This window comes from Ferrovibrio sp. GW821-FHT12F09, assembly GCF_058806775.1.
In genome coordinates, this window is sequence record NZ_JBXAPZ010000001.1 from 791,998 (window position 1) to 809,379 (window position 17,382).

Annotated in this window: 19 protein-coding genes and 1 pseudogene; 13 read left to right on the forward strand and 7 right to left on the reverse strand. The window is 65.0% G+C overall.

The window, feature by feature from the left end; all coding sequences use genetic code 11:
• The 8 genes and pseudogenes from AC1ROB_RS04140 (at window position 1) to AC1ROB_RS04175 (ending at window position 7,327) form a co-directional block, all read left to right on the forward strand.
• Entirely contained in the window at window positions 1–762 is a 762-nt protein-coding gene (locus AC1ROB_RS04140; RefSeq protein ID WP_492973576.1) for a 3-oxoacyl-ACP reductase family protein, read from the forward strand.
• A gap of 14 nt (window positions 763–776) precedes the next feature.
• Window positions 777–1,409 (forward strand): annotated as a pseudogene (locus AC1ROB_RS04145) (NADPH-dependent F420 reductase); the annotation flags it as partial.
• Between the two features lie 221 nt (window positions 1,410–1,630).
• Window positions 1,631–1,948, forward strand: coding sequence for a co-chaperone GroES (locus tag AC1ROB_RS04150; protein WP_492973575.1), 318 nt, complete (start codon window positions 1,631–1,633; stop codon window positions 1,946–1,948).
• Window positions 1,949–1,986: 38 nt separating this feature from the next.
• On the forward strand, window positions 1,987–3,645 hold the full coding sequence (groL, locus tag AC1ROB_RS04155; protein ID WP_492973574.1) for a chaperonin GroEL: 1,659 nt from the start codon (window positions 1,987–1,989) through the stop codon (window positions 3,643–3,645).
• Window positions 3,646–3,755: 110 nt separating this feature from the next.
• Window positions 3,756–4,163, forward strand: a complete 408-nt coding sequence (locus AC1ROB_RS04160; protein ID WP_492973573.1) for a DUF2177 family protein — start codon at window positions 3,756–3,758, stop codon at window positions 4,161–4,163.
• A 108-nt stretch (window positions 4,164–4,271) separates the two neighbouring features.
• Window positions 4,272–4,931: a peroxiredoxin gene (locus AC1ROB_RS04165; RefSeq protein WP_492973572.1), complete on the forward strand. Its 660-nt coding sequence runs from the start codon at window positions 4,272–4,274 to the stop codon at window positions 4,929–4,931.
• Window positions 4,932–5,194: 263 nt separating this feature from the next.
• Window positions 5,195–6,013 (forward strand): PstS family phosphate ABC transporter substrate-binding protein, encoded by an 819-nt coding sequence (locus AC1ROB_RS04170; protein WP_492973571.1) that lies wholly within the window; start codon window positions 5,195–5,197, stop codon window positions 6,011–6,013.
• A 6-nt stretch (window positions 6,014–6,019) separates the two neighbouring features.
• The gene (locus AC1ROB_RS04175) at window positions 6,020–7,327 is read left to right on the forward strand and encodes a sensor histidine kinase (protein WP_492973570.1); all 1,308 of its coding nucleotides are present in this window, start codon (window positions 6,020–6,022) and stop codon (window positions 7,325–7,327) included.
• Window positions 7,328–7,345: 18 nt separating this feature from the next.
• On the opposite strand, the gene AC1ROB_RS04180 is transcribed toward AC1ROB_RS04175, so the two are convergent.
• Both AC1ROB_RS04180 and AC1ROB_RS04185 read right to left on the reverse strand, forming a co-directional pair.
• A complete protein-coding gene (locus tag AC1ROB_RS04180) occupies window positions 7,346–8,767 on the reverse strand; it encodes an ATP-binding protein (protein WP_492973569.1) in 1,422 nt (473 codons plus the stop codon).
• Entirely contained in the window at window positions 8,764–9,507 is a 744-nt protein-coding gene (locus AC1ROB_RS04185; RefSeq protein WP_492973568.1) for a response regulator, read from the reverse strand. Before AC1ROB_RS04185 ends, AC1ROB_RS04180 begins: the two co-directional genes overlap by 4 nt.
• A gap of 167 nt (window positions 9,508–9,674) precedes the next feature.
• Between AC1ROB_RS04185 and AC1ROB_RS04190 the strand changes: the two genes are divergently transcribed.
• Window positions 9,675–10,493: a MipA/OmpV family protein gene (locus AC1ROB_RS04190; protein WP_492973567.1), complete on the forward strand. Its 819-nt coding sequence runs from the start codon at window positions 9,675–9,677 to the stop codon at window positions 10,491–10,493.
• 56 nt (window positions 10,494–10,549) lie between these two features.
• Window positions 10,550–11,041 carry a hypothetical protein gene (locus tag AC1ROB_RS04195; RefSeq protein WP_492973566.1) on the forward strand — a complete coding sequence of 164 codons (492 nt, stop codon included), beginning with the start codon at window positions 10,550–10,552 and terminating at the stop codon, window positions 11,039–11,041.
• A 173-nt stretch (window positions 11,042–11,214) separates the two neighbouring features.
• Here AC1ROB_RS04195 and vapC read toward each other — a convergent pair whose 3' ends face one another.
• From vapC to AC1ROB_RS04215, 4 genes are all read right to left on the reverse strand, one after another.
• A complete protein-coding gene (gene vapC, locus AC1ROB_RS04200) occupies window positions 11,215–11,616 on the reverse strand; it encodes a type II toxin-antitoxin system tRNA(fMet)-specific endonuclease VapC (RefSeq protein WP_492973565.1) in 402 nt (133 codons plus the stop codon).
• Between the two features lie 30 nt (window positions 11,617–11,646).
• A complete protein-coding gene (vapB, locus tag AC1ROB_RS04205) occupies window positions 11,647–11,877 on the reverse strand; it encodes a type II toxin-antitoxin system VapB family antitoxin (protein WP_492973564.1) in 231 nt (76 codons plus the stop codon).
• A 374-nt stretch (window positions 11,878–12,251) separates the two neighbouring features.
• The gene (locus tag AC1ROB_RS04210) at window positions 12,252–12,548 is read right to left on the reverse strand and encodes a SemiSWEET family sugar transporter (RefSeq protein ID WP_492973563.1); all 297 of its coding nucleotides are present in this window, start codon (window positions 12,546–12,548) and stop codon (window positions 12,252–12,254) included.
• A gap of 44 nt (window positions 12,549–12,592) precedes the next feature.
• A complete protein-coding gene (locus AC1ROB_RS04215; RefSeq protein WP_492973562.1) occupies window positions 12,593–13,627 on the reverse strand; it encodes a methionine synthase in 1,035 nt (344 codons plus the stop codon).
• 138 nt (window positions 13,628–13,765) lie between these two features.
• On the opposite strand from AC1ROB_RS04215, the gene AC1ROB_RS04220 reads away from it, so the two are divergent.
• Window positions 13,766–15,013 (forward strand): acyltransferase family protein, encoded by a 1,248-nt coding sequence (locus tag AC1ROB_RS04220; protein ID WP_492973561.1) that lies wholly within the window; start codon window positions 13,766–13,768, stop codon window positions 15,011–15,013.
• On the opposite strand, the gene AC1ROB_RS04225 is transcribed toward AC1ROB_RS04220, so the two are convergent.
• Entirely contained in the window at window positions 14,909–15,946 is a 1,038-nt protein-coding gene (locus tag AC1ROB_RS04225; RefSeq protein ID WP_492973560.1) for a GlxA family transcriptional regulator, read from the reverse strand. The two genes, AC1ROB_RS04220 and AC1ROB_RS04225, sit on opposite strands and share 105 nt — an antisense overlap.
• 123 nt (window positions 15,947–16,069) lie before the next feature.
• Between AC1ROB_RS04225 and AC1ROB_RS04230 the strand changes: the two genes are divergently transcribed.
• Window positions 16,070–17,128, forward strand: a complete 1,059-nt coding sequence (locus tag AC1ROB_RS04230; RefSeq protein WP_492973559.1) for a class I SAM-dependent methyltransferase — start codon at window positions 16,070–16,072, stop codon at window positions 17,126–17,128.
• Window positions 17,128–17,376 (forward strand): YjiS-like domain-containing protein, encoded by a 249-nt coding sequence (locus tag AC1ROB_RS04235; RefSeq protein WP_492973558.1) that lies wholly within the window; start codon window positions 17,128–17,130, stop codon window positions 17,374–17,376. The genes AC1ROB_RS04230 and AC1ROB_RS04235 overlap by 1 nt, the downstream gene beginning before the upstream one ends.
• Window positions 17,377–17,382: the final 6 nt, after the last annotated feature.

Below are 17,382 nucleotides of genomic sequence, written 5' to 3' on the forward strand. Positions count from 1 at the left end.
ATGTCCACCCAGCCTTCCTCCCCCCAAACCCTGACCGGCAAGGTCGCCCTGGTCACCGGCGGCTCGCGCAGCATCGGCGCCGCCATCGCCAGGCGTCTCGCCGCCGAAGGTGCGGCGGTCGCAGTCACCTACAGCGCCTCGCCGCAGAAGGCCGAAGAGGTCGTGCAGATGATCGCCGCGGTCGGCGGCAAGGCCCGCGCCATCCGGGCCGATGCCGGCGATGCCGCTGCGGTGAAGGCGGCGGTCGATGAAACCGTCGCCGTCTTCGGCCGGCTCGACATCCTGGTCAACAATGCCGGCACGGCGGCGCAGGGCGTCACTGGCGAAATCCCGCTCGCCGATTTCGACCGCCTGGTCGCGGTCAATATCAAGGGTGCCTTCGTCGCCGCGCAGGAAGCCTCGCGCCACATGCAGCAGGGTGGCCGCATCATCAACATCGGCAGCATCCACAGTGAATATGTCCCCTATGCCGGCATCTCGGTCTATGCGCTGACCAAGGGCGCGGTGGCCGGCATGACCCAGGCGATGGCGCGCGATCTCGGTCCGCGCGGCATCACGGTGAACAACGTGCTGCCGGGCCCCACCGATACCGACATGAATCCGGCCTCGGGCCCGTTTGCCGAGACCGTGCGCGGCCTTACGGCGCTGCAGCGCTACGCGGCACCCGATGAGATTGCCGGCTTCGTGGCCTATCTCGCCGGCCCGGACGCCAGCTACATCACCGGCGCCAATCTGCGCATCGATGGCGGTTTCGCCGCGTAAATCCTGAACGGAATGGAGATCGTGTCATGACCAAGAGCATCAGCAACAGCACCATCGGCATCATCGGCGCCGGGGCCATCGGACAGGCTTTCGCCACGCGACTGGCGGCGGCGAAGATCGACGCCATCCTCAGCAACAGCCGCGGGCCGGACTCCTTGCGCGACACCGTGGCCGCGCTCGGCCCCACGGTTCGCGCCGGCACCGTGCAGCAGGCGGCTTCCGCCGCGATCGTCTTCATCTCGGTGAACTGGGCGCAGCTGCCGGCCGCGCTGGCCGGCCTGCCGGACTGGAATGGCCGCATCGTGATCGACAGCAACAATCCGGTGGTGCAGCCTGGCTTCCAGCTCGCCGACCTGGATGGCCGCACCTCCAGCGCCGTGCTGGCCGGTCTGCTGCCGGGCGCGAGTCTGGTGAAGGCCTTTAACACCCTGCCGGCGGCGCTGCTGGCGCGCGACCCGCGGGAGAGCAGCGGCAACCGCGTGGTCTTTCTCTCGGGTGACGATGCGGCGGCGCGGACCGAAGTATCGGCGCTGGCCGAGCGGCTCGGCTTCGCGCCCGTCGATCTCGGTCCCCTGGCCCAGGGCGCCGCGCTGATGCAGTTCCCCGGCGGCCCGCTGCCCGCGCTCAACCTGCTGAAGGCGTCGTAGCCTTTGCTCCCGCGCCGGGCGCTTCGCCCGGCGCGGGGATCCGGCTGTCATGAAAATTTATGGCGAAAATCGGGCATGCCTCCTTGACGGGGGGCGATGCCCTGCTTAAGTGTCTGGCGCTCTCCCGAGGGGAGTGCTAACAACTTTGAGATTTTGCCTGAAAACGGCGAATTTCTGGGTTTCCGAATTTTTCGATGCGACAGATACATATGGAGGATCGCATGAAGTTTCGTCCGCTGCATGACCGCGTGGTGGTAAAGCGCGTGGCCGAGGAAGAGCGTTCGGCTGGCGGCATCATCATTCCGGACAGCGCCAAGGAAAAGCCGATGCAGGGCGAGATCATCGCCGTCGGCGCCGGCGCCCGCGATGAGGCTGGCAAGGTCCAGCCGCTCGACGTCAAGGTCGGCGACCGCGTGCTGTTCGGCAAGTGGTCGGGCACCGAGGTGAAGCTCGATGGCACGGATCTCCTGATCATGAAGGAATCCGACATCATGGGCATCATCGAAGGCACCCCCGCCAAGAAGTCCAAGGCCGCTTAATCAGCGCCCCCATTCAAAAGATTTAAGGAGATAGTCTCATGGCTGCTAAAGACGTTCGTTTTGGCGCCGATGCCCGTGGCAAGATGCTGCGTGGCGTCGACATCCTCGCCGATGCCGTCAAGGTGACGCTGGGCCCGAAGGGCCGCAACGTCGTGCTCGACAAGTCGTTCGGCGCGCCGCGCATCACCAAGGACGGTGTGACGGTTGCGAAGGAAATCGAGCTGGCTGACAAGTTCGAGAACATGGGCGCCCAGATGGTGCGCGAAGTGGCCTCGAAGGCGAATGACCAGGCCGGCGACGGCACCACCACCGCCACCGTGCTGGCCCAGGCCATCGTGCGCGAAGGCTCCAAGGCCGTTGCCGCCGGCATGAACCCGATGGATCTGAAGCGCGGCATCGACCTCGCCGTCGAGAAGATCGTCGAAGACCTCAAGACCCGCTCGAAGAAGATCTCGGGTGCCAAGGAAATCGCCCAGGTCGGCACCATCTCGGCCAACGGCGACCATGAAATCGGCAACATGATTGCCAAGGCCATGGAAAAGGTCGGCAACGAGGGCGTCATCACGGTTGAAGAGGCGAAGAGCCTGGAGACCGAGCTGGACGTCGTCGAGGGCATGCAGTTCGATCGCGGCTACCTGTCGCCGTACTTCATCACCAATGCCGAGAAGATGCTCTGCGAGATGGAGAACCCCTTCATCCTCCTGCATGAGAAGAAGCTGTCGGGCCTGCAGGCGATGCTGCCGGTTCTCGAAGCCGTCGTGCAGACCGGCCGTCCGCTGCTGATCATTGCCGAAGACGTCGAGGGCGAAGCCCTGGCGACTCTGGTGGTGAACAAGCTGCGCGGTGGCCTGAAGGTCTCGGCCGTCAAGGCGCCGGGCTTCGGCGATCGCCGCAAGGCGATGCTGGAAGATCTCGCGATCCTGACCGGCGGTCAGCTGATCTCGGAAGATCTCGGCATCAAGCTGGAGAGCGTCACGCTCGCCATGCTCGGTACCGCCAAGAAGGTGACCATCGACAAGGAAAACACCACCGTTGTCGGCGGCGCCGGCAAGAAGAAGGACATCGACGCCCGCGTTGGCCAGATCAAGGCGCAGATCGAGGAAACCACCTCGGACTACGACCGTGAGAAGCTGCAGGAGCGTCTGGCCAAGCTGGCTGGCGGCGTGGCCGTCATCAAGGTCGGCGGCGCCACCGAGATCGAGGTGAAGGAGCGCAAGGATCGCGTTGACGACGCGCTGCATGCGACCCGCGCCGCGGTTGAAGAAGGCATCGTTCCGGGCGGCGGCACTGCGCTGCTGTACTCGGTCCGCGCCATCGACAAGGTCAAGGTCGACAATGCCGACCAGAAGCATGGCGTGGAAATCATCCGCCGCGCCCTGCAGGCTCCGGTCCGTCAGATCGCCGAGAATGCCGGCGTTGACGGTGCCGTGGTCGCCGGCAAGCTGCTGGAGTCCAAGGACACCAGCTGGGGCTTCAACGCCCAGACCGAAGAGTATACCGACCTGGTGAAGGCCGGCGTCATCGACCCGACGAAGGTCGTGCGCGTCGCGCTGCAGGGTGCTGCTTCGGTGGCCGGCCTGCTGATCACCACCGAGGCCATGGTTGCCGACAAGCCGGAGCCGAAGTCGGCCGGCGGCGGCATGCCGGGCGGCGGCGGCATGGGTGGCATGGGCGGCATGGGCGGCATGGACTTCTAAGTCCGACGCTCTCTGCTCGCAGAGTTGGGAAAGGCCCGGTGGAAACACCGGGCCTTTTCTATTGGCCATTCGGTCTACATCATGGGCAGCGCAGCCTGAGGAGTCCGCCCATGTCGAAATCGCTGGTCATCGCCGCCGCCGGGATGTGGGCCGCCATGGCCGTGCTGGATGCGTTCTGGCTCGGTCTGGCGACGAAGCTGTTCTACCGGCCCCGGCTCGGCAGCCTGCTGAACGACACGCCGGTCTGGTGGGCCGCCATCGCTTTCTATGTGCTTTATGGCCTGGGCCTGCTGGTCTTCGTGCTGCGGCCGGCGCTGCAGGATGGCGACCCGCTGCCGCAGGCCATGCTCTACGGCGCCTTTTTCGGCCTCGTCGCCTATGGCGCCTATGACCTGACCAACCAGGCCACCACGCGCGGCTGGCCGCTCAGCGTCACCGTGGTCGATATGGCGTGGGGCGCGGTGATGAGCGCGCTGGCGGTCGGTTTCGCGCTCTGGCTGGAGCGAAAATTCGCATAAACGATGCGCGCATAAAATCCTCCGCCGGACTGACAAAAATTCTTCGGTTTTCAGCGGCGGGTCTCTGCCCTAGCTTAGGTCCTTTCCAGAAACCCGGAGGGAATCCCCATGAGTCTGCGCATCGGCAGCAAGGCACCCGATTTCGAGGCTGACAGCACCGTCGGCAAGCTGAAATTCCATGACTTCATCGGCGACGGCTGGGGCATCCTGTTCAGCCACCCGAAGGACTTCACCCCGGTCTGCACCACCGAGCTCGGCGCCGTGGCCAAACTGAAACCCGAATTCGACAAGCGCAATGTGAAGGTGGCCGGCCTCAGCATCGATCCGGTCGACGATCACAAGCGCTGGGTCGGCGACATCAAGGATGTCACTGGCTTCCTGCCGGATTATCCGCTGATCGCCGATCACGACCTGAAGGTGGCCAAGCTCTACAACATGCTGCCCGAAGAATCCGGCGACAGCGCGAAGGGCCGCACGGCGGCCGACAATGCCACCGTGCGCACGGTCTATATCGTCGGGCCCGACAAGACCATCAAGGCGCAGCTGCATTACCCGATGACCACGGGCCGCAACTTCGACGAGATCCTGCGCATGATCGACAGCATGCAGCTCACGGCGAAGCACAAGGTGGCGACGCCGGCCGACTGGAAGCCGGGTGAGGATGTCATCATCGCCGGCTCGGTCAGCGACGACGACGCCAAGGCGAAATACCCCGACGGCTGGAAGGCGCCGAAGCCTTACCTGCGTATCGTCCCTCAGCCCAAGTAAGACCCGCTCGTATCCAGGCGACGCCGTGCGCTGCGGCGTCGCCTGCAATCCTTTGGCGCGCCGATCCTCGGAGCGTGCCGGACCTGTCCGCCGATACAGGCAGGCCGGGCAAAAACCCTCCAGATGCGATGGTATGGGGCGCTTGATTTCCGCGATTTGCCGCGCCCGGCGATGATCGCGGGGGTTGTTATTGAAAAGTAAGCGGAAACGCGCGGTTTTCACTGCTACTAACACGGCAGCCGATTACAGCGAGCAACATTCCGATGCTTAGCGCCCCGTCCTTTCGTCTTTTCCTGCTGCTGATGTCCGCTCTTCTGGCGGCAGCCCCGGCGCGTGCCACCGACACAATCCGCATCGGCGGCACCGGCATGGGTCTGGCGCTGATGCGCGTTGTCGGCGAACAGGTCGAGCGCGCGTATCCCGCCATCCAGGCCGAGGTGCTTCCCAGTCTCGGCACTACGGGCGGCCTGAAGGCGCTGGCTGCCGGCGCCATCGAGGTTGCGATTGCGACCCGCCAGGCGACGCCGGACGAAAACGCCGCCGGCATCCGCACCGCCGCCTGCATGACCACGGCGCTGATTTTCGCCACTTCGCGCAGCGGAACCTTCAGTCTGACCCGCGATGAACTGCCCGCGATTTACAGCGCCGCCGATCCACGCTGGCCCGATGGCCAGCCACTGAAGGTGATCCTGCGCTCGCGCACCGGTTCGGAGAATCCCTATCTGGTGAAGGCCATCCCCGCGCTGGAACCGGCCTTTGCCGCCGCCTTCCGGCGCAGCGGCATTCCGGTCGGCGCGACCGATCAGGAGAATGCCGAATTTGCCCAGAAGACGGCCGGCTCGCTGGCCATCACCACGCTGCTCCAGGTCCGCGCCGAAAAGCTGAACCTGACGCCGGTGGCGCTCGATGGCGTTCTGCCGGCGCCGCAGTCGATTGCAGACCGCTCCTATCCCCTGCCGCTGTCGGTCTGCCTGCTGGTGCTGCAGACCGCCACGCCGGCAACGCTCATCATGGCCAACTATATCGCGACGCCGGCCGGCCAGGCCGTCGTACGTGCCAATGGCGCCGAACCATCGCCGTGATGTCGTATGGCTGAAACCGGAACAGACCGCATCCGGCGCATCCTGCGCCGCATCGCCATCTGGGTCGGCGTGCTGGTCGCCATCGCGGTGCCCGCCGGTTATGGCACGATTGCCTATTTCGATCAGATCGCCATCCAGGCGCTGTCGGCGCGCTTCTCGGCCCGCCAGGTCGCGCTCTATGCCTATGTCCAGGGTGATACCTGGCGCTACAGCAATCATCGCGTCGGTGAGATCGTCGAACTCTTCGCTGCTCCCGATGGCGACACCCGCCAGTATGTCTACGACGATCTCGGGGCCGAGGTCGTTGCCATCGGCGAGCTGCCGCCCTGGCCGATCCTTGATGTTTCCGCGCCGATCATCGCCGGGCCGCGGGTGGTGGGCAGTGTGGTGGTGGCGCAAAGCCTGCGCCCCCTGCTCGAACGCGTTCTGATCCTCTCCCTGCTGGGCGGCATGCTGGGTGTTTCGGCCTATGCCTGCGTGCATATGGCGACCAGCGCGCTGCGCAAGGCCGCGGAAGACCTGAAGGAACAGTATCATCTGACCCAGGACGCCCTGCGCGTGGCCGAAGACGAACGGCGCAAAGCTGAAAGCGCCAGCCACAGCAAATCGGAATTCCTGGCCAATATGAGTCATGAGCTGCGCACGCCGCTGAATGCCATCATCGGCTTTTCCGACATCATGCGAACGCAGCTGATGGGGCCGCTCAGCGAACGCTACAAGGCTTACGCGGAAGACATCAGCAGCAGCGGCCAGCATCTTCTGGGCGTCATCAGCGATATCCTGGATCTCGCCAAGATCGAGGCCGGCCAGCAGAATCTCTATGCCGAATACTGCGACCTGCAGGATATTCTGAGCGATAGCCTGCGTCTGACCATCTGTCGCGCCGAGAAAACCGGCGTCATGCTCATGTCGGATTTCGACATGGCAGGCGGCCGCATGGGCACGCTCGATGCGACCAAGACCAAGCAGATCGTGCTTAACCTGCTGTCGAATGCCGTGAAGTTCACGGCGCAGGGCGGGACTGTGACGCTCAGCGCCCGCCGCGATATGGCCGGCCAGCTGCGCATTGCGGTATCCGATACTGGTATCGGCATGACGCCCGCCGAAATCCAGTTGGCCTTCCAGCCCTTCCGCCAGATCAGCAATGCGCTGTCGAAACGCTTTGAAGGCACCGGCCTCGGCCTGCCGATCTCGCGCAAGTTCGCCGAGATCCAGGGCGGCAGCCTGCAGATCACCAGCGAGCCCGGCAAGGGCACTACTGTGGAAGTGCTGCTGCCGGTGGGCCTGCAGCGGACGGAAGAGCAGGCGGCCTGAGCGCCGCGTCGCTATTTTTTACGCGTGGTGCGGCAGCACCACTGTCACCAGCAGGCCACCGGCTTCGGCATCGCCCAGTTCGATGTGGCCGCGATGGGCCTGGATCACATCCTGCGCGATGGTCAGTCCCAGCCCGGTGCCGCCGGTCTCGCGGTTGCGCGAGCTTTCCAGCCGGGTGAACGGCCGGAAGGCGGCCTCGCGCTGGTCGGCCGGAATGCCCGGCCCGTCATCGGCAACGGTGACGGTGACGCCATCGGTCGTCTCGCGCAGTCGCACCTGCACGATGCTGCCGAACTTGCAGCCGTTGTCGATCAGGTTGGCAAAGGCACGGCGCATGGCGATCGGCTGGCCGGTCAGGCCGGCATGATCGGGGCCGTCGTAGCTCACGGCGCAGCCGGCATCGGAGGCCGTGTCGCACAGGCTGATCAGCATGGCGGCCAGATCGATGGCGCTCTTCGCCTCGTCCTTCAGCGTGTTGCTGGCAAAGGTCAGCGTGGCGCTCACCATCGCTTCCATATCGTTGATGTCGGACAGCACCTGACGGCGCTGGTCCTGGTCGGGCAGGTATTCGGCGAACAGCCGCAGCCGGGTCAGCGGCGTGCGCAGGTCGTGGCTGATTGCGGCGATCATCTGAAGCCGGTCGTCGACGAAGCGCTTCAGCCGCAGCTGCATGGCATTGAACGATCCGCCGATGGCGCGCAGCTCGGGTGCGTTGAACTCCTTGACCAGCCGAATCTCGCGGTCCCGGCCGAGTTTCTCGGCCGCCGCCGCCAGGTCGTCCAGCGGCCGCACCACGCCGCGTGCCACCCAGACCGACATCAGCCCGATCATCATCACCGCGAAGATCGGCAGCAGTACGTTGCGGATCATGCGCACGGTTTCCTGGCCGTCGCTTTTCGGCATCACCAGCAGCCAGTCCTCCTGTGGTCCGATGCGGAAGGCGATGCGCAGGTCGCTGCTCAGCATGTTCTCGCGCCGCACGTCGAGTACGTCGCGCATGGTGACGGGCAGCGGCGGCAGGATGATGACCAGCGGACGCGAGGAATACTCCGGATCGTCCAGTTCATCCGCCATCAGCAACACGTCCTGCGGCGCAATATTAAGCCGTTCGGCGATCAGCAGCCGCATCTCGGCGAACGCCCCGGCGCGCGAGATGTGCCGGAAGTCCGGCCGCGCCGCCAGCAGCGTCATGTCCAGCCACTGCCGTGCCGGCAGGTCCTGCAGCACGGCCGGCCGCGCCTCACTGCTGGCCGCACGGATGCGGTCGCGCGACTCCTGCAGGGTGGCGAGCATCCAGTCGCGGTCGAAGAACATGATCTCCGGCGGACGGATCACCAGCGGCATCAGCTTGTCGACCGCCTTCACCGCCAGCAGGCTGAGCAGGATAACGATGATGATGCGCGGCGCCAGCCGCAGCTTTGACCAGAGCGGAATTCTCACGCCGCCGCATCCCGAATCATGGTCACCACCGCCGTGAAGAAATAGCCTTCGTTGCGGATGGTCTTGATGAAGGCCGGGTCCTGCGGATCGGCCTCGATCTTGCGGCGCAGCCGGCTGATCTGCACATCGATGCTGCGGTCATAGGACTGGCTCATGCGGCCATGCGCCAGGTCCAGCAGCTGGTCGCGGGTCAGCACGCGCTGCGGATGCTCCAGGAAAGCCAGCAGCAGGTCGAACTCGCCGCTGGTCAGGTCGGTCAGGGCGCCGGCCGGCGACATCAGGGTGCGGCGGCTGGCATTGAGCTGCCAGCCGCCGAATTCATAGGCCATCGCCACCGGGCGGGTTTCGGCATTGATGCTGGCGGCGCTCAGGCGCCGCGTCACCGCGCGGATGCGCGCCAGCAGCTCGCGCGGATTGAACGGCTTCACCACATAATCGTCGGCGCCAATCTCCAGGCCGATGATGCGGTCGGTGTCGCCGGTCATCGCGGTCAGCAGGATGATCGGCACCGTGCTCTGGGCGCGCATGCGGCGGCACAGCGACAGGCCGTCCTCGCCCGGCATCATGATGTCGAGCACGATCACGTCGATGCGCGCCGCCTCGCAGAGCGCAAACATCTCGCGGCCGTCGCGGGCCTGGCTCACCTTCAGCCCGTGATCGGTCAGGAAGCGCGCCAGCATGGCGCGAATGCGATGGTCGTCATCGACAATCAGAACGTGGGTGGTGGGGCTCGTGGTCACGCGTCTCTCCGGCAGGCGGCCACTATATCAGGTCGAATCGGCCGGGCACCGGGCCAGCAACATTCTGAAACATAACGATACGGGGCTGACACCGGCCCCGGCGGCCCGCCGGGTAGGGTGCCGGCCATACCACCCCCGGACCCGTCAAAAAAAAGAGCGCTCTCCCGATGAAAAACACCGCCTTCCTGGCTGCCGCCGCAGCCATTCTCCTGCTGCCATTCCTGGCCACGGCCCAGCAGCAGTCGGCCCAGCAGCAGCCGGCCCCGCCGGTCAAGAAGGACTGGGATATCCGCCTTGGTGCTGGTGCGCAGTATCAGCCCGAATACGAAGGCAGCGACGAGTATGAAGTCGCACCGGTGCCGCTGCTCATGATCAATTACAGGGACCTGGTGTTCCTGCGCGGCCCGATGCTGGGTGCCAACGTCTTCACCTGGCAGGGCCCGCGCGACAGCGACAAGCTGCAGGTCGGTCCGCTGCTGCGCTACCAGATGGGCCGCGATGAAGACGACAGCGACGACCTGCGCGGCATGGGCGATATCGATGCCGGCGCCGAAGTGGGCGCCTTTATCAGCTATCGCATGGGGCCGTGGTCGGCCGGACTCACGGCGTTTCAGGATGTCAGCGGCGCCCATGATGGCCTGACGGCGAAGTTGAGTGGCGGCTATGCCTACAGCTTCAGCCCGAAGCTGCGCCTGCGCAGCGAGCTTTTCGCCACCTGGGCCGACGAGAGCTATACCGAAACCTTCTTCGGCGTCACGGCGGCGCAATCCGCGCGCAGCGGCATGCGGCGCTACCAGCCCGAGGGCGGCTTCAAGGATGCTGGCCTGACGCTCGATCTGGATTACAGCCTGACCGAGCATTGGGGCCTCACCGGGCGGCTCGGCTACAAGCGCCTGCTCGGCGACGCGGCCGACAGCCCCCTGGTTCAGGATCGCGGTTCGGCCGACCAGCTCAGCACCGGCCTGTTCCTCAGTTACAGGTTCTGAATGCACCGGATGACAGCGACGCATGAAGGGACACACGCGATGAAAGCAGGCACGGCATGATGGGACCATGGCACTGGGTGGCCTGGGCCGTGGTGCTGAGCAGCCTGATGGCCGGCGTGCTGGTCACCGTGCTGGGGCGGCGGCTGTCGGTCTTCTGGTTCGGCCTGAACCTGCTGGCGGTGGCGCTCTATCTTGGCGCCTGCGTGGCCACCCTGCTCAGCAGTCTGAAACTGGAGGAGGATGTGGTGGCGGCCGGGCTGCAGCTTGCGATGGCCCTGGTGATCCTGCTGCTTTCCACCTACCGCCTGCATCTGGTGGGCGTGCTGATCTTCGTTGCCGGCACCACCGGCATGGCGCTGTTCCAGGCGCTGGCGACGGTGTCCGAGCCGATGACGGCGCAGGATCTGGCGATCCTGATGCTGGACGCAGTGAGCATCGCCTTCCTGATCGTGCTGTGGCCCTACGTGCATGCCGAGCTGCGCCATATCGGCATGGCGGCGCAGCGCTATGGCCAGTGCGAGGCGCAACTCGACGCGCAGGAGCGGTAGGAATTTCCAGTCTTGTCATCCCGGGCTTGACCCGGGAATCCCATTTTTTTGAAATGCAAAAGGGTGCCGGAAACGGTGCCCTTTTCTAATTTCTAAAAATTGAAGCGAGCAACTCTGATTTATATAAAGGATGCTGCGGCTTAATCTGGTGCGCAACATTTTCTGCTTCACTTCTATCCCAGCCAATCTTCCGTCCGCAGTCCATCCACGCGCCCGAATTCGCGCTGGTTTCCGGTGACCACGATCAGGCCGCGGCTACGTGCATGGCCGGCGATCATCAAATCGTAAGGTCCGATCATGCTGCCACGCTGCTCCAGCGTTGCGCGGATATCACCGAAATGCCCGGCGGCCTCGGCATCGAAGGGCAGCACTATCAGTCGCGCGGCAAAACTTTCCACCATGCGGCGGGTCTCTGCCGGCTGCGCCGAACGCGCCGCGCCATGCAGCAATTCACCCAGGCTCACGGTGGAGATGCAGAGCGTTTCGGCCTCGGCATTGAAACGCGGCCGTGCGCTGACGGGCCGGTCGCGCAGCACGCGGATGCAGATATCGGTATCGAGCATGTAGCGCAGCATGGGCTCAGCCGGCGTTGCCGTCGTCCGCGCTCAGAGCGGTTCGCGGCGCTGCATGATGGCCGGCTGGTCGCGCTCGGGCAGGTCGAGGCCGGGGGCGTCGAAAAAGTCGTCCCACAGCCGGTCGGCCGGCACCAGGATGCGGCGCGCGCCGTCTTTCAGCACAGCCACCTCCTGCACATCGGCGGGAAAGGCCACGTCACGGGCCAGGCGCACCGCCTGGCTGCGGTTGGACAGGAAAAGCCGGGTGCGGATCGTGGCCATAGGCTTGTCTCGGAATCAGAGGGATATCCATATGGGATATACAATATTAAATCGGCCTTGTGGAGAGTGCGAATTTAATGTACTCTATATGTTCTTAATGGGTAAGCCGGTTTTCCGCCGTTTTCCCTGTCGATCTTTTGCATCGTGAATCCAGTGCGAAAGCCCCGCTGCCACAGCGGTCGGGCCGGGTGCATACTATTGCATGTCGTGAGCGGCTTCGGCGCAACGTCGCGAACCATCCGGAACCAGCCGGAACCGCTCCGAACGCCGGCGAAGCGAAACGAAGCCAAACGAAGCCAAACGAATGGAAACGAAGCCGAACGAAGGCCAGGGAAGCCAAACGAAGTGAAACGAAGGCTGGCGAAGCGATCCGGCTATTTCTCCGGATCCACCGTATCCGCCACCTCGTCCTTGGCCCGCTGCGGCAGCAGTTTCATGGTCAGGATGAAGCCCGAGAGCAGCAGGCAGATGCCGTTGCAGACGATCAGCGGCCACTGCATCAGGGTGATGCCATAGGCGAGCCAGAGCGCGAAGCCGGTCACCGTCAGGCCATACATCACGCCGGAAATATCCTGCGTGCGGCGCGAGCGGATCACCTTCCAGGCCTGTGGCGCGAAGCTCACCGTCGAGGCAAGTGCCGCGCCGGCGCCCAGCAGAGTCGCCGTGTCCATGATGCGTCCCGGTTGTTGTGGAAACCGGGAGAAAGAACGGCAGCCTAGGCGAACTGTTCCCGGGCCAGCGCCGCGCCTTCGCCCAGCGCCTTCAGCTTGGCATGCGCCACGGCCGAGTCGAGCGGAGCGAGGCCGCAGTTGGTGCAGGGGATGATGCGGTCCTTGGGCACATACTGCATCGCGGTCTTGATGGTGTCGGCGATCTCCTGCGGCGTCTCGATGGCGTCGCTTGCCACGTCGATCACGCCGACCATCACCTCCTTGCCCTCCAGCAGCGCCATCAGATGCGGCGGCACTTTCGAGTGGAAGCATTCCAGCGACACCTGGTCGATCCGGCTCTTGGCCAGCGCCGGGAAGAAGTCTTCATACTGGCGCCATTCCTGGCCCAGCGACTGCTTCCAGTCGATATTCGCCTTGATGCCGTAGCCGTAGCAGATATGCACGGCGGTTTTGCATTTCAGGCCGTCGATGGCGCGATGCAGCGCCTCGATGCCCCATTCGCCGGCCTGTTTGGTATAGGCGTTGAAGGCCGGCTCGTCGAACTGGATGATATCGACGCCCTCGGCTTCCAGGGCTTTTGCTTCCTGGTTCAGCAGCTCGGCAAAAGCCATCGCCATCTTCACGCGGTCGCCGTAATACTCATCCGCAATCGTGTCGATGATGGTCATGGGGCCGGGCAGGGTGAATTTCAGCTGCCGCTTGGTATGCGCGCGGCTGAAGGCGCCCTCCCAGGGATGCGCGCGGCCTTTCAGGGTGAGCTTGCCGACCACGCGCGGCACCATCGCCTTGTAGCGGTTGTCGCGGATGGCCATCTCCACCTTGTTCTGGCGGTCGATGCCATCCACGCATTCGACAAAGCCATGCACGAAATGCTGGCGCGACATCTCGCCGTCGCCGACGATGGTCAGGCCGGCATCTTCCTGCGCCTTGATCCACAGCAGCGTCGCGTCGCGCTTGGCATCTTCAAGGTCCTTGCCCTCGGCTTTCCACTGCGGCCACAGCTTGTGGGTCTCGGCCAGCCAGGCCGGCTTGGGCAGGCTGCCGGCGACAGCGGTGGGGAACAGATGCCTGGCGGACATGATGCTGGGTTTCCTCGCCTGATTCGTGGGCGGCGACGATACCATCTGTGACCAAGATGAGACATAGCCTCGCGCAACAGTGAACCCTGCCGCACTGCAGCGTTTATCCCGGGTCTGACGATCAGGGCAGGATGATCAATGCGCCGGATTCTGTATCTCGACGGGTTGCGCGGCTGGGCGGCGCTGTTCGTGCTGTTCCATCACCTGCTGCTGGCCTTTGCCCCCGATGGCCACGAGGCCGGCGTGAGAGCCTCGCCGGCGGCGGCGCCGTTCAGCTTTCTCACCGATGGTCCGCTGGCGGTGTCGATCTTTTTCATCCTGTCGGGCATCGTGCTCACCGCCGCGCTGGATGCGGCGCGGGAAAAGGGCCTGCGGCCGGGCCTCGGCCGGCTGGTTCTGAAACGCTGGCTGCGGCTCGGCATCCCGATCTTCGCCGCCGGCCTGGTGGTCTGGGCGTTGATGCAGATCAATGCCGATCGCAGTATCGCTATCGGCTGGGCGGCGGAGTCGGGCTGGATGCGCATGTTCTTCCCGCCGGCCTACGCCCCGTCCGTCTGGGACATCCTGCGCGAGGCCTTTGTCTCCGCTTTCATCGGGCCGACGCCGGTGCATGATCCGGTACTGTGGACCATCCGCATCGAATTCCCCGGCTCGCTGCTGGTGTTCCTGCTCGCCCTGTATCTCCCTGCCGGCCGCACGCGCCTAACGGCGGCGCTGTTCGCCGGCACACTCCTGGCGCTCACGTCCACGGCATGGCCGGCCGGCTGGATCGCCAATTATTGCTCGCTCTTCGCGCTCGGCATCGTCTTCCACGATCTGGCGCGCCACGACACGCGTATCGCCGCCTGGCGCGATCCGGTGGGCGTTACGCTGGTGGTGCTCGGGCTCTGCCTGTTTCCGCTGTTCGGCCTCAGCGTCTACGATCCGGCCGCCACGCCGCCCGATCCGGCCAGTCCGATTCTCGGCACCAGCCAGCTGCGTGCTGCCCTGATCGTCGGCGGCGTCATGCTGGCGCCGGTGCTGCAACGCTTTCTTGCCAACCCGCTGTCGGGTTTTCTCGGCCAGATTTCCTTCGGCCTCTACCTGCTGCACGCGCCGCTGATCTGGTCGTTCGGCGGCATGGCCTATCTGCCGCTGCTGCCGCTGCTCGGTCCTGTCATGGCGGCCACCACGGCTTCGCTTGTGGTCGGCGCGCTGGCGATTGCCGCCGCCAAACTGTTTCATCACGTGGTTGAACAACCGGCGATGCGGATATCCGCGGCGGCTGCGATATGGCCGTCCCTATTCGGCCGCCTGCCCGGGCGCACTGCCAGGCGTGGCATAGGCGGGAATCTGGAACTGGCGCCGGTAGCTGCCCGGCGAAATGCCGGTCACGCGTTTGAATAGGCGGCGGAAGAAGGCGGGATCCTCGTAGCCGACCTGCCAGCCGATCTCGTCGACCGGATCGCGCGTGCCTTCCAGCCGGCGTTTCGCTTCCTCGATGCGGATCTGCTGCACATAGGCCATCGGCGCATGGCCGGTCGCCTTGGTGAAGCGGCGCTTGAAGGTGCGTTCGGCCACACCCGAGCGCTTCACCACTTCCTCCACCGGGTCGGCGACCTGGTAGTGTTTATCCAGCCAGCTCTGCGCATCCAGGATCGCGGCGTCGCCATGATCGCGCCGGCCCTCGAAGGTGATGAAGGGCTGCAGCCCGTCGCGATGCCATTGCAGGGCGTAGAACTTTGCCACCGCGCGTGCCGCCGCTTCGCCCGTGTGTCGCGCCACCAGATAGAGCGCCAGGTCGTGCCATGACATCGAGGCGCCGCAGGAGACGAACTGCTGCCGCGATCCGGCGATGGTCAGGGTCTGCTCCGGATGCACCGGCACTTTGGGATACAGCGCCTGGAAATGCGGGCCGTAGGACCAGTGCACCGTGCTGCGCTGGCCATCCAGCAGGCCGGTCTCGGCGATCAGGAAAATACCCGAGCAGGCCGAGCAGAGCGTGGCGCCGGCATCATGCCGCTGCGCCAGCCAGTCGACCAGGCCGTTGTAGCGGCCAGTGCGCCAGGCCTTCATCACCAGCGCCGGCACGATGACGATGTCGGTCTGGTCCACGTCGCGGAAGCTGCGCTGCACGCTCACCCGCGTACCGCCCGCCACGATCAGCTCGCCGGCCTCCGCGCCCACCAGTTCCACCTGGAACGGCGTCATCTCCGGCAGGCCGGGGATGATGCCCTGCATCTGCGGGAAGGCATTCATCAGGTCATGCATGCCGAACAGCACCGAGGCCGAGGCCTCGGGGATGGCGATCAGGCTGACATGGATGGGCTTAGGGTTCATTTGAGCGCTTCATTGGCACAAGAGGACCGATATTGACAAGTTAGCCTCTCACATCCGGCTGCGACAGCGCCCATTCTCCGCCGCCCCGACCCCCCGGGAAAAGCTACAGAATGGAATGATTCTATGATGATCGATCAAGACAAGCTTCACGCGCTCGTGAGCATGGCCGTCGGCGAGCTCTCGGCCGCCAATGGCGGCGTGATGATCAGCGTGGGCAACAAGCTCGGCCTTTACAAGGCGATGGCCGGTGCCGGGCCGCTGACACCGGCCGATCTCGCCCGGCGCAGCGGCTGTGCCGAACGCTATGTGCGCGAATGGCTGAACTGCCAGGCCGCCGGCGGCTATGTGGATTACCACGCCATCGAACAGACTTACGAGCTCTCGCCGGAACAGGCGCTGATGCTGGCCGACGATAGCAGCCCGGTCTTCATCCCCAATGCCCTGGAAGTGACGGCCTCGCTGTGGTTCGACGAGCCCAAGACCATCGAGGCCTTCCGCACCGGCAAGGGCGTGGCCTGGGGCGACCATCACGAGCGGCTCTATTGCGGCGTCGCCGCTTTCTTCCGCAACGGCTATGCCGCCAACCTGGTGCCGGCCTGGCTGCCCGCACTGGAGGGTGTTGTCCCCAAGATGGAAAACGGCGCACGCATCGCCGATGTCGGCTGTGGCCATGGCCATTCCACCATCATCATGGCGAAAGCCTTCCCGAAGTCGCGCTTCTGGGGCTTCGATACCCATGCCGGTTCGATCGCCCAGGCCCGCAGCAATGCGGAACAGGAAGGTGTCGCCGACCGCGTCACCTTCGAGGTGGCCAAGGCCGGCGACTATGCGGAGCGAGGCTTCGATCTGATCTGCTTCTTCGATGCGCTGCACGACATGGGGCATCCCGATGTCGCGCTGAAGCAGGCGGCCAGGGCGCTGGCCAAGGATGGCACGGTGATGCTGGTCGAGCCGTTTGCCAACGACAAGGTGGAAGACAACCTCAATCCGATCGGCCGCATGTATTACGCCGGTTCCGCCATGCTGTGCTGTGCCCATGCGATCTCTGAAAACGGCACGCATGTGCTAGGCGCCCAGGCCGGCGAGGGCCGTCTGGCGGAGTTGGCGAAGGCCAGCGGCTTCTCGCACTTCCGCCGGGCGACGCAGACGCCGTTCAACCTGATCCTGGAAGCGCGGGCCTGATGCGCGCCCATGTCTTGCGGTCAGTGACCGGGACGATCATCGGCCGGCGCGCCGAGGATCGCCAGACCGACGGCCTGACGCGGCTGGTGGAGGCGGTGCGCACCTGGCGCCGGCGTATCCGGGCGCGCCGGGCCCTGGGACAGGTCGATCACCGCACGCTGCGCGATGCGGGCGTCGATCCGCTGGTCGCACAATACGAGGCGACGCGGCTGTTCTGGATCGCCGAGCGGCGTCTGCGCGACCGCTGACCGAAG